Annotated in this window: 12 protein-coding genes, 1 rRNA gene and 1 pseudogene (1 of these 14 cut by a window edge); all 14 read right to left on the bottom strand. The window is 68.9% G+C overall.

Going from position 1 to position 11,637, the window contains the following annotated elements; all coding sequences use genetic code 11:
- Positions 1 to 61: ribosomal RNA gene (locus L1066_RS23320) — 16S ribosomal RNA — on the bottom strand; it reaches 1,458 nt to the left of the window's first position.
- A 541-nt stretch (positions 62 to 602) separates the two neighbouring features.
- The gene (gene tyrS / locus L1066_RS23315) at positions 603 to 1,892 is read right to left on the bottom strand and encodes a tyrosine--tRNA ligase (protein WP_235738745.1); all 1,290 of its coding nucleotides are present in this window, start codon (positions 1,890 to 1,892) and stop codon (positions 603 to 605) included.
- A 64-nt stretch (positions 1,893 to 1,956) separates the two neighbouring features.
- Complete coding sequence (locus tag L1066_RS27275) at positions 1,957 to 2,763, bottom strand: serine hydrolase domain-containing protein (RefSeq protein WP_283095589.1); 807 nt, start codon at positions 2,761 to 2,763, stop codon at positions 1,957 to 1,959.
- 127 nt (positions 2,764 to 2,890) lie between these two features.
- Positions 2,891 to 3,313 (bottom strand): annotated as a pseudogene (locus L1066_RS27270) (serine hydrolase domain-containing protein); the annotation flags it as partial.
- A 10-nt stretch (positions 3,314 to 3,323) separates the two neighbouring features.
- Positions 3,324 to 3,926, bottom strand: a complete 603-nt coding sequence (locus tag L1066_RS23305; protein WP_235738744.1) for a DNA-3-methyladenine glycosylase — start codon at positions 3,924 to 3,926, stop codon at positions 3,324 to 3,326.
- Positions 3,910 to 5,334, bottom strand: a complete 1,425-nt coding sequence (gene argH / locus L1066_RS23300) for an argininosuccinate lyase (RefSeq protein WP_235738743.1) — start codon at positions 5,332 to 5,334, stop codon at positions 3,910 to 3,912. The genes L1066_RS23305 and argH overlap by 17 nt, the downstream gene beginning before the upstream one ends.
- A 73-nt stretch (positions 5,335 to 5,407) precedes the next feature.
- Positions 5,408 to 5,620, bottom strand: coding sequence for an arginine repressor (locus L1066_RS29000; protein WP_376707725.1), 213 nt, complete (start codon positions 5,618 to 5,620; stop codon positions 5,408 to 5,410).
- Positions 5,617 to 5,925, bottom strand: a complete 309-nt coding sequence (locus L1066_RS28995; protein WP_376707724.1) for an arginine repressor — start codon at positions 5,923 to 5,925, stop codon at positions 5,617 to 5,619. The genes L1066_RS29000 and L1066_RS28995 overlap by 4 nt, the downstream gene beginning before the upstream one ends.
- Positions 5,922 to 6,845: an ornithine carbamoyltransferase gene (gene argF / locus L1066_RS23290; RefSeq protein ID WP_235738742.1), complete on the bottom strand. Its 924-nt coding sequence runs from the start codon at positions 6,843 to 6,845 to the stop codon at positions 5,922 to 5,924. Before argF ends, L1066_RS28995 begins: the two co-directional genes overlap by 4 nt.
- Positions 6,842 to 7,963, bottom strand: coding sequence for an acetylornithine transaminase (locus tag L1066_RS23285; RefSeq protein ID WP_312008631.1), 1,122 nt, complete (start codon positions 7,961 to 7,963; stop codon positions 6,842 to 6,844). The genes argF and L1066_RS23285 overlap by 4 nt, the downstream gene beginning before the upstream one ends.
- 72 nt (positions 7,964 to 8,035) lie before the next feature.
- A complete protein-coding gene (gene argB / locus L1066_RS23280) occupies positions 8,036 to 8,956 on the bottom strand; it encodes an acetylglutamate kinase (protein WP_235738741.1) in 921 nt (306 codons plus the stop codon).
- The gene (gene argJ / locus L1066_RS23275) at positions 8,953 to 10,107 is read right to left on the bottom strand and encodes a bifunctional glutamate N-acetyltransferase/amino-acid acetyltransferase ArgJ (RefSeq protein ID WP_235738740.1); all 1,155 of its coding nucleotides are present in this window, start codon (positions 10,105 to 10,107) and stop codon (positions 8,953 to 8,955) included. Before argJ ends, argB begins: the two co-directional genes overlap by 4 nt.
- The gene (locus L1066_RS23270; RefSeq protein ID WP_235738739.1) at positions 10,104 to 10,541 is read right to left on the bottom strand and encodes an ACT domain-containing protein; all 438 of its coding nucleotides are present in this window, start codon (positions 10,539 to 10,541) and stop codon (positions 10,104 to 10,106) included. Before L1066_RS23270 ends, argJ begins: the two co-directional genes overlap by 4 nt.
- Positions 10,538 to 11,578, bottom strand: a complete 1,041-nt coding sequence (argC, locus tag L1066_RS23265) for an N-acetyl-gamma-glutamyl-phosphate reductase (protein WP_235738738.1) — start codon at positions 11,576 to 11,578, stop codon at positions 10,538 to 10,540. The genes L1066_RS23270 and argC overlap by 4 nt, the downstream gene beginning before the upstream one ends.
- Between the last annotated feature and the right edge of the window lie 59 nt (positions 11,579 to 11,637).

Here is an 11,637-nt window from a genome sequence, read left to right as displayed (position 1 = left end):
CTTGCATGTGTTAAGCACGCCGCCAGCGTTCGTCCTGAGCCAGGATCAAACTCTCCATTGAAAAACAAACCCCAGACACACCCAAACAGGCACACCTGAGAAATCTCGAAGAGATCAAAACCCCAACCAAAACAACACTGACAAAAAACATTGTCAGAATTATCGTCTCAATCAAAGGAACCCAAACCAACAAACCCACCAAAAAGACAGGCCGTCAGACGGGTATCAAACTAATTCGTCGACTATATATGACACACTGTTGAGTTCTCAAGAATCACACACACCCACACCACAAAACACACGTCCTGCAGACCGCGGGGCAACCCGACCAAACTTACTCTCCACCGCTGCACCAGTCAAACTGGCGGATCCTCGCGGATCCGGGCCTCGAGTGTCACCTGATCAGTTCCCTCGAAGGGGAACGAACTTCGGCGACGATGTTCGTCGAGATGGTCAGCCTGTGCCGGTCGGCCCGGCCTTCTGGCCGTTCCTTCCCGCCGCACCCGGCGACAGAGAAAACATTAGACGACCGGTGGGAGACCTTGCAAATCGGGGTCCCCCACCGGTCGTCCGCCAGTCGGCCTCACCTGCGTTTGTGCAGGTCAGACGGCTTGGACGCCTGCGAAGTTCTTCTTGCCCTTGCGCAGCACCAGCCAGTTGCCAGCCACGAAGTCGGCGTCGGTGGGCACGTAGTCGGCGTCCTCGACCCGCTGGTTGTTGAGGTAGGCACCGCCTTCCTTGATGGTCCGCCGTGCGTCACCGTTGCTCTTCGCCAGTCCGGCCAGCACCAGGAGGGTGACGATGTCCGGAGCACCGGCTGCCCGCTCGAAGCTGGCGCCACCGGCCTCCCGCAGTGCGGCCCCCAAGGTCGAACCGTCCAGGGCGTGGAGGTCACCGCCCCCGAAGAGCGCCGCCGAGGCGGCCTTGATGCGCTCCGTCTCCTCGGCCCCGTGCACCAGGGTGGTCACCGCTTCGGCCAGCGTCTTCTGGCCGGCCCGCAGGAACGGCTTCTCCCGGGTCTGCTCCTCGAGCGCCTCGATGGCGTCGCGGTCAAGGAAGGTGAAGACCCGCAGCAGCTCGCCGACCTTCTCGTCCTCGACGTTGAGCCAGAACTGGTAGAAGGCGTAGGGCGACATCATCTCGGGGTCGAGCCAGAGGGCGCCGCCCTCGGTCTTGCCGTACTTGGTGCCGTCGGCCTTGGTCAACAGGGGCGTGGAGATGGCGTGCGCCCGACCTCCCAGCGAGCGACGGATCAGTTCGACCCCGGCTGTGAGGTTGCCCCACTGGTCGGACCCGCCGAACTGCAGCGTCACCCCGTGGTCGCGGTAGAGGTTGAGGTAGTCCATCGACTGCAGCAGCACGTAGCTGAACTCGGTGAAGCTGATGCCCGAGTCGAGACGGCTCTTCACCACGTCGCGCGCCAGCATCCGGTTGACCGGGAAGTGCTTCCCGATGTCGCGCAGGAAGTCGATGACCGACATCGACGCGGTCCAGTCGTAGTTGTTGACCATCGTCGCGCCGTTGTCACCCTCGAAGGAGAGGAACGGTTCGATCTGCCCGCGCACCCGCTGCACCCACTCCGCGACGGTGTCGAGGGAGTTCATGATCCGCTCCCCCGATTCCTTCGGGTCGCCGATGCTGCCGGTGGCACCGCCGACGAGCGCGTATGGGGTGTGACCCGCCAACTGGAGTCGCCGTGCGGTGAGGATCTGGACGAGATGGCCCATGTGCAGGCTGGGTGCCGTCGGGTCGAAGCCCACATAGAACTTCACGTTCCCCTCGGCCAGCGCATCACGCAGCGCGTCCGGGTCGGTCGAGTTGGCGATCAGTCCGCGCCACTCGAGCTCGTCGAGAACGTTGGTTTCCGTGGACAACGTGGTGCCTTCCTTCATGTGGTTGTGTCGGGACAAGCCTGCCCCATGGGGTGGCGGCGCCGCGAGGCAGTTCCTGCCGTGCTCACCGACCGGCGGGCTCGTCGGGGTCGTCGAGCCAGGCGCCGAACGCGAGCGGTTCGCGGGTCACGACGTACGTCGCCCAGCTCATCCGGTCGACGGAACCGTCGGGCCGGCGCCGTACCCGCAGGAGTTCGCCCTCCTCACGTCCGGACACCGTGCGATAGGTCGAGTCGTCGAGGCGCTCGAAGACCGCCGGCGCCTTGTGCTCGGGAAGGGCCGGGTGCCGTGCTTGCAACCTGCCTTGGCGCACCGAGAAGTCGAAGGGCTCGCCCTCGGAGTACCAGCGCCCGAGGATTCCCACGAGGTCGGCAGGTACGTCGCTCCCCGGCACCCACGCCTCCTGCTGCGGCTCCCGCTCGATCACCCCGGACGCGAGGTCGATCGCCAGCGCGGCCGGGTCCGGTGCGGACGTCGTGTTCATCAAGGCGAGGCCGCCGGTCCCGCTGGCCCGATGGGTGAACACGCCGCTGATGTGGCCGGGCATGCCGCCGGTGTGACCGACGAAGACGTGCTCACCCCGTCGCGCGAGCATGAACCCGAGTCCGAAGGCCATCGACCAACGGTCGAGATCGACCATCACCTGGGGCTGGAGCATCTCCTCGAACGAGTCGGGTGAGAGCACCTCCCCGATCGGGTCGGCGACGAAGCCCGACCATGCGGCCAGGTCTCGGGCGGTGCTGGCGAGACCGCCACACGCTGCCATGGCGCGGAACTCGAAGGTCGGCTCGACGACCGGGACGTCGCTGAACGGTGACAGGTAGTAGCCCTGCGCCGCTCTCCCTGATAGGCCGAGCGTCGTACGCGTCATGCCCAGGGGTCGAGGATCCGCGCCTTGATCGCGTCGTACCAGTCGTGACCGTCCAGGCGGGCGATGACCTCCCCAACATCGAGTAGACGAGGTTGGAGTAGTGGAAACGATGGCGCGGGGCCAACACCTGCTCGGCCTCGGCGAAACCACGCACCAGTTCCGCACGGTCGGGCTGGTCCAACGTCTCCCAGACGTTGGTGACCGGCTCGCGCTGGATACCGGAGAGGTGGCTGAGCATGGTGCGGATCGTCAGACCGCGGTGGCCACACTCGGGGATGTGCTGGTCCAGGGTGTCGTCGAGACCGAGCCTTCCCTCGTCGCGCAGCGCCATGATCGCGACCGCGGTGAAGGTCTTGGAGTTGGATGCGATCAAGTACTGCGTATCGGCGTCCGGCGCCTCGTCCGGATGGCCGAGATCGCTGCTGCCGATCCCGGTCTCCCAGGCGAGCTCGCCCCTCCGGGCAACGCCCGCCTGCAGGCCGGGGATCCGGCCGGAGGACTGGGCCCTGGCCGCCCGGCGCCGCAGCGCTTCAACCGTCGATTCCCTCATTGGTCGTCCTTCAGTCGTCGGGGGAGGCGCGGTAGGGCGACACCGTCGCCTCACCATCGAGCCAGAACCGCCACGGCCGGTCGGCAGCGCGTGACACCCCGACCCTGGGCCCGGTGCGGATCCGCTGCCCCGGTGCCGTGCCCAGCGCGGAGAGCCGGAGTTCCCCCGTGGAGAGATCGACCCCGCCGTGGGCGCCGGTGACGCCCAGGGCCTGGCAGAACCGGCCCGGGCCGCGGGCCAGGTCCCGATCGCGGATCGTCGGGCCACGCCGGTGGCGGGCCAGGTCGATCCCGTCGATGACCTCGGCACCGCGCAGCAACACGGCCGAGGCCTCACCCTCGGGTCCGGTGACGATGTTCGCGCACCAGTGGAGCCCGTGCGAGCGGTAGACGTAGAGCCGACCAGCGGGCCCGAACATCACCTCGGTGCGTGGGGTCGGACCACGGAACGCGTGGGAGGCGGGATCGTGCTGCCCGGCGTACGCCTCCACCTCGGTGATCCGAAGCGTGACGGTGCCGTCTGGTGAGTCGTGGGTGATCAGGGCGTCGAGCAGGTGCGGTGCCGCCTCGGTCGCGGCACCGCTGAGGAATCCTCGCTCAGCCGAGACGTCCACGTGCGGCTGCTGCCCGAGTGCGCAGCTCGGCGAGCTGCTCGGCCACCCGCACCGGGGCGGTGCCCCCGCGTCCGGTCCGGGCGGCGACCGATCCGTCGACGGTGAGCACGGTGCGCACCTCAGGGGTCAGGTGCGGGGAGATCTCGGCGAACGCCTCGTCGGTGAGCTCGTGGAGCTCGATGCCCTGCTCCTCGCAACGGCGGACGCACGCACCGGCGACCTCGTGGGCGATGCGGAAGGGGACGCCCTCGCGCACCAGCCACTCGGCGATGTCGGTCGCCAGGCTGAATCCCTGCGGCGCGAGCTCGGCCATCCGCTCGGTGTTGAAGGTGAGCGTGGCGATCATGCCGGAGAAGGCCGGGAGCAGGACCTCGAGGGTGTCCACGGAGTCGAAGACCGGCTCCTTGTCCTCCTGCAGGTCACGGTTGTAGGCGAGCGGGAGTGCCTTGAGCGTGGCCAGCAGTCCGGACAGGTTGCCGATGAGACGGCCGGCCTTGCCCCGCGCCAACTCGGCGATGTCAGGGTTCTTCTTCTGCGGCATGATGCTCGAGCCGGTCGACCAGGAGTCGTGCAGTGTCACGAAGTCGAACTCGCGGGTCGCCCAGAGGATGACCTCCTCGGCCAGCCGGCTGACGTCCACGCCGACCATCGCCGACACGAAGCCGAACTCGGCGACGAAGTCGCGGGCCGCCGTACCGTCGATGGAGTTGGCGCTCGAACCGGTGAAGCCGAGATCGAGTGCGACCTGCACCGGATCGAGACCGAGGGTGGAGCCGGCCAACGCACCGGAGCCGTAGGGCGAGTCCGCGGCGACCCGCGCGTCCCAGTCGGCGAACCGGTCGACGTCACGCACCAGCGGCCAGGCATGGGCCAGCAAGTGGTGCGCCAGCAGCACCGGCTGAGCGTGCTGGAGGTGGGTGCGACCGGGCATGACGGCATTCCCGACCGCTTCGGCCTGGTCGGCCAGCACGTCAACGAGGTCGAGCACCAGACCCATGACGGTGCGAGCGTGGTCGCGGAGGAAGGCCTTGAAGAGGGTGGCCACCTGGTCGTTGCGGGAGCGGCCGGCGCGCAGCCGCCCACCGACGTCGGGGCCGACCTCGACCAGCAGCAGCCGCTCGAGCGCACCGTGGACGTCTTCGTCGCTCGGGTCGGGGTGGAGCTCCCCGGCGGCGTACCTCTCCCCCAGCACCCGCAGTCCGCGCTGCAGCTCCTCGTGGTCGGCGTCGCTCAGCAGGCCGGCGCGGTGCAGCGCGCTGGCATGGGCCGCGGACCCGGCGAGGTCATAGGGGGTGAGTCGCCAGTCGAAGTGGGTGGACACCGAGAGGGCGTCGAGTTCGGGGCTCGGTCCGCCGGCGAAGCGGCCGCCCCAGAGCTTGCCGGTGTTGGTGGTTCCTGCGTCGGTCACGGGGAGCACTCTTCCAGTTCAAAGCGGTGGTCGGTCAGACAGGGGCGGGTCGGCGGGGTCAGACAAGGCCGGGTCAAGCCGAGTCGCCGTTGGCGAGAGCCGTGAAGCGTTGTGCCAGGGCATCGCCACCGTCCGGGTCACGCCCGATGATCAGCACCGTGTCGTCACCGGCGATCGTGCCGAGCACATCGGCGACCTCCGCCTTGTCGAAGGCGCTGGCCAGGAACTGAGCGGCCCCGGGTGGGGTGCGCAGCACGACGAGGTTCGCGCTCGCCTCCGCACTCACGAGAAGCTCGGTGCACAGGCGGGCGAGCCGTGCTTGCGCGCCAGCGGTCTCCCGGACGGTGGCCGGCGTCCGGTCCCCGCCCTCCCCGGGACGGCGTACACGAGGCCACCGGAACCGCCACGCACCTTGACCGCGTCGAGTTCGACGAGGTCGCGCGACAGGGTCGCCTGGGTGACCTGCACTCCGCGCTCGGCCAGCAGGTCCGCCAACTCGACCTGGCTGCGCACCTCCTCGTGCTGCAGCAGCTCGATGACCAGCTGCAGCCTCGCGCTCTTGGTGAGCGGCGTGAGCGCGGAGTCGTTCACCGTCGGGCCTCGAGCCAGGCCATGACCGCCTTCTGGGCGTGCCGACGGTTCTCGGCCTCGTCCCAGATCACGCTGCGCGGACCGTCGAGCACCGCCGCGGCGATCTCCTTGCCACGGTAGGCCGGCAGGCAGTGCATCGCGATCGCATCGGGCGAGGCCAGGGCAAACAGCCCTTCGGTGAGCGAGTACCGCGCCAGGTCGGCCAGCCGGCCGGCAGCCTCGGCCTCCTTGCCCATCGAGACCCAGGTGTCGGTGATCACGATGTCGGCGCCGGCCACCGCTTCCCGGGGGTCGACGACGACGCGTGCCGAGCCGCCGGTGGACGCTGCGATGTCGGCGGCGCGGTCGACGTACTGCTGCTCCGGCTGGTAGCCGTCGGGAGAGCTGATCCGCACGTGCACCCCGGCAGTCGCCCCGGCGAGCAGCCAGGAGTTGCCCATGTTGCAGGCGCCGTCACCGAGGAAGGCGGCAGTCAGGCCCGCGGTGCGCCCGAAGCGCTCGCGGACCGTCAGGAGGTCGGCCAGCAGCTGGCACGGGTGGAACTCGTCGGTGAGCGCGTTGATGACCGGAACCCCGGCATACTCCGCCATCACCTCGATGCGCTCCTGGCCCGCGGTACGCCACACGACCTGCCGTGCCTGGCCACCGAGCACCCGTGCAACGTCCTCGATCGACTCGCGCAGCCCGATGCCGGCCAGGGTCCCGTCGACCAGCATCGCGTGACCGCCGAGTTCGGCGATGCCGGCAGCGAACGACGTCTGGGTGCGCAGGGTCGGCTTGTCGAAGATCATCGCGACGCTCTGCGGCCCCTCCAAGGGACGCAGCGAGAACGGAGCCGCCTTGACGGCCGCTGCCAGGTCGAGCACCTCGGCCTGCTCCTGGGGCGTCAGGTCGTCGTCACGCAGCAGGTGCCGCATCACGCCTCCACCCCGGCTGCGTCGAGGATGGCCGGCCAGTCGGCCACGAACTGGTCGATCTGCGCGTCCGTGAGCACCAGCGGTGGTGCCAACCGGATCCTGGAGGGGGTCGGATTGTTGACGATGTAGCCGGCCTCCAGAGCCGCGGAAGCGACCTCGGCAGACCTCTCGGCCGAGAGGTCGAGACCGATGAGCAGCCCGAGGCCACGGGTCTCGGTCACCCGAGCATCCTTGGCAAGGCCGGCACGCAACCGGTCCCCGGCCTCCTCGGCGCGCGCGAGCAGGCCCTCCTTCTCGATCGTTTCGAGCACGGCGAGCCCGGCCGCGGAGGCCATCGGATTGCCGCCGAAGGTGGTGCCGTGGTTGCCCGGCTCCAGCAGGGTTGCCGCGGCGCCGAGCGCGAGGGTGGCACCGATCGGCACACCACCGCCCAGCCCCTTGGCCAGCGTGATCAGGTCCGGGACAACGCCCTCCGGAGCCAGCGTCGGGTGCTGATGGGCGAACCACCGGCCGGCCCGGCCGATGCCGGTCTGGATCTCGTCGAGCCACAGCAGGGCACCGTGCTCGGTCGTGATCCGACGGGCCGCTGCAAGGTAATCGCCGGACGGGACATTGACCCCAGCCTCACCCTGCATCGGCTCGATGACCACCGCAGCCGTGCGATCGGTGACGGCCGCGGCGAGCGCCTCGGCATCGTCGTACGGCACGAAGGTCACCTCACCCGGCAGCGGCTCGAAGGGTTCCCGGTAGGCCGCCTTGGCGGTGAGCGCGAGAGCCCCCATGGTCCGGCCGTGGAAGGCCCCCTCGGTCGCGACCAGGTGGGTGCGACCGGTCCGCCGGGTGATCTTCAGCGCCGCCTCGTTGGCCTCGGTGCCCGAGTTGGAGAGGAACACCCTGCCGTCGTGGCCCGTCAGCGCGACGAGCCGCTCGGCCAGCTCGACCTGCGGCGCCGAGGTGAAGAAGTTGGAGATGTGCCCCAACGTGGTGAGCTGCGCGGTCACGGCCTCGACCAGCGCGGGGTGGGCGTGCCCGAGCACGTTGACCGCGATGCCGCCGAGCAGGTCGAGGTAGCGCTTGCCGTCGGCGTCCCACACGTAGGCGCCTTCGCCCTTGGCCAGCACCAGCTTCGGGGGCCGAAGGTGTTCATCACCGAAGCGCCGTAGCGCGTGGTGAGTTCACTCTGGGTGGTCATGTCAGGCTTCCTTCCCGGCGGCCTTGCGCAGCTTGGTGGTGACGCCCGGGAGCACCTGGGTGCCGACGCCTTCGGCGGTGAAGATCTCGAGGAGCACGGCGTGGGCCTGGCGCCCGTCGACGACGGTCGCCCGGGGCACGCCGCCGGTGACGGCCTTCAGGCAGGCACCCATCTTGGGCACCATGCCGGAGGCCAGCGACGGCATGATCTCGGCGAGTGCCTCGGGGCTGATCTCCTGGATGAGGTCGTCGGAATTGCCGTAGTCGCGGTAGAGACCTTCCACGTCGGTGAGAACGAGCAGCTTCTCGGCGCCCAGCGCCACCGCCAGTGCCGCAGCTGCGGTGTCGGCGTTGACGTTGTGCACGACGCCGTCGACGTCGGGAGCGACGCTCGAGATCACCGGGATCCGCCCGGCCTCGACCAGATCGAGAACGGCCTCGGGACGCACCTTGGCGACCTCGCCGACGAGGCCGAGGTCGACCTCCTCACCGTCGACGACGGTGTTGGCGGGCTCGGCCGTGAAGAGTCCGGCATCCTCCCCGGAGAGACCGACGGCGATGTGGCCGTGCTGGTTGATCAGGCCGACCAGCTCACGCTGCACCTGCCCGACGAGAACCATGCGCACGACGTCCATCGCCTCCGGCGTGGTGACCCGCAGACCGCCGCGGAACTCCGACTCGATGCCGAGCTTGTCGAGCATCTTGGAGATCTGCGGGCCGCCGCCGTGCACGACGACGGGCTTGAAACCCGCATAGCGCAGGAAGGCGATGTCTTCGGCGAAGGCCTGCTTGAGGGAGTCGTCGGTCATGGCGTTGCCGCCGTACTTCACCACGATCGTCTTGCCGTGGTACTTCATCAGCCAGGGCAGCGCCTCGGCGAGGACTGCGGCCTTGGCCGGGTCGGGGGCAATGGGTGCGTTCATGATGAATAGGCGCTGTTCTCGTGGACGTAGGCGTGCGTGAGGTCGTTGGTCCAGACCGTGGCGGCGGCATCGCCGGCCTTGAGATCGATCGTGACGGTCACCGAGCGCTCCTCGAGGCTCACCAGGGTCGGGTCTTCGGCTGGCGTCGAGTTGCGGCACACCCAGACGTCGTTCATGGCGACGTCGAGGTCGGCCGGGTCGAACGCGGCCTGCGTGGTGCCGATGCTGGCCAGCACCCGCCCCCAGTTCGGGTCCTTGCCGAAGATCGCAGCCTTGAAGAGGTTGCTCCGTGCGACGCTGCGACCGACCTCGACGGCCTCGTCTTCGGAGGCCGCATTGCGCACGCTGATGGCGATCTCGTGGTCGGCACCCTCGGCGTCGGCAAGGAGCTGCATGGCCAGGTCGGTGCAGACCCCCGTCAGCGCTGCCGTGAACTCGGCGAGGTCAGGGGTGACCCCGGACGCGCCACTGGCCATCAGGGTGACGGTGTCGTTGGTGGACATGCATCCGTCGGAGTCGAGTCGGTCGAAGCTCACCCGGGTGGCTGCCCGCAGGGCACCGTCGAGCTGCTCGGCCGGCAGTGCGGCGTCCGTGGTGATCACCACCAGCATCGTGGCGAGCTGGGGCGCGAGCATGCCGGCGCCCTTGGCCATGCCACCGATCGACCAGCCGGCCGGCGACTCAGCGACGAACTGCTTGCTCACGCTGTCGGTGGTCATGATCGCCTCGGCGGCTGCGGCACCCCCATCGGCGGAGAGTACGCCGGCAGCCGAGTCGACGCCGTCGAGCAGGTTCTGGCGCGGGTTGACCAGGCCGATGAGGCCGGTGGAGCACACCACCACGTCGCCGGCGCCGATGCCGAGGTTGTCGGCGACCTTCTCGGCGACGGCGTGGGTGGTCTGGAAGCCGTCCGGCCCGGTGTAGCAGTTGGCGCCTCCGGAGTTGAGCACGACCGCGCGGACGATGCCGTCCTTGACGACCTGCTCGCTCCACAGGACGGGATTGGCCTTGCACCGGTTGGCGGTGAAGACGGAGGCGGAGTCGAACCTGGGGCCTTCGTTGACGACGAGGGCGAGATCCTTGGCGCCGGTGCTCTTCAGGCCGGCAGGGACACCGGCGGCCTTGAAACCGGCGGGATGTGTGACGCTCATTTGTTCGGACGCTTTCGGTTGGGCTTGACGGGGACGGCGGGGGCAACGGTGTGCCCTCGTCGTCGCCACTCCTCCGCCGCTGCTTCCGCCCGCTCCTTGGGCACCAGGATCCAGTCGGTGTCGTAGGTGGCCACCGTGAAGACCGGGATCTCGGCCTCGGCCAACGGGGTCAACAGCCCGACGAGGACACCAGTCAGGTTGAGGTCGACCCGGCCCTTGATGGCGAAGCCGGTCAGCGGCTTGTGGCTGACTGCCTTGTTGGGCACGTTGCGCCCCGCGCAGACGACGGTGGTGCCGTGCGCCGTCGCGGTGACCGAGAAGATGCTCGATGACTCAGCCCACGCAGGAACCTCGGCGCCGGGGCCGAGCGAGACCACGGCCAGTTGCTCGGGAAACTGCTCCAGGGTCCAGATCTGCTCAGCTGCTGCGCTCATGGTGCCAGTCCGATCGTGGTGAGGCCGGTGGTCTCGTCGAGACCGAGGGCGAGGTTCATGCACTGGACGGCGGCACCCCCGGTGCCCTTCGCGAGGTTGTCGACCGCTCCGACCGCGACGAGTCGACCAGCCGCTTCGTCGACCGCGACCTGCAGGTGGACGGCGTTGGATCCGGTCACCGACTTCGTCTGCGGCCAGATGCCCTCGGGGAGGACGTGCACGAAGGGTTCGTCGGCGTACGCCCGCACATAGACGTCGCGCGCCTCGGCCGCGGAGATCGGGTTCGTGAGCGGGGCCGAGACAGTGGCCAGGATGCCCCGGGGCATCGGCACCAGGAGCGGGGTGAAGCTGACCTTCGGCGCCGTGGCGCCGACCTTGGTCAGGTTCTGCACGATCTCCGGGGTGTGGCGGTGGACGCCGCCCACACCGTAGGCGCTGGCGTTTCCCATCACTTCGCTGCCGAGCAGGTTGGTCTTGGCGGACTTCCCAGCACCGCTGGTGCCCGAGGCTGCGACCACGACGACGTCGGGCTCGACGAGACCGGCGATCACCGCGGGGGCGGCCGTCAGGGTGCTGATCGTCGGATAGCACCCCGGGACCGCGATCCGGGTGGCGCCGGTGAGCTCGGCCCGCTGGCCGGGAAGCTCAGGGAGCCCGTAGGGCCAGGAGCCGGCATGGGGACTCCCGTAGAACTTCTCCCAGACAGCGCTGTCGGTGAGCCGGAAGTCGGCGCCGCAGTCGATGACGACGGTGTCGTCCCCCAACTGCCGGGCGATCTCGGCGGACTGCCCGTGCGGGAGGCCGAGGAAGACCACGTCGTGGCCGGCCAAGGTCGCTGCGTCGGTCTGCTCCAGCACCCGGTCGGCCAGCGGCACGAGGTGGGGTTGCAGGACTCCCAACGAGGTACCTGCGTTGGAACCGCCGGTGAGCGCGCCGATGGTGACCTGCGGGTGGTTGAGCAGCAACCGCAGGACCTCACCTCCGGCATAGCCGCTCGCGCCGGCGACGGCGACCGAGAACGTCTGAGTCATATGCATGACTATACATAGTTATGCATGAACTCGCATCAACGCGGCGGCACGGTGCGTAGTGTCGA

The organism is Nocardioides alcanivorans, from assembly GCF_021555175.1.
Lineage (GTDB): Bacteria > Actinomycetota > Actinomycetes > Propionibacteriales > Nocardioidaceae > Nocardioides > Nocardioides alcanivorans.
This window is presented reverse-complemented; position numbering and strand designations above follow the sequence as displayed.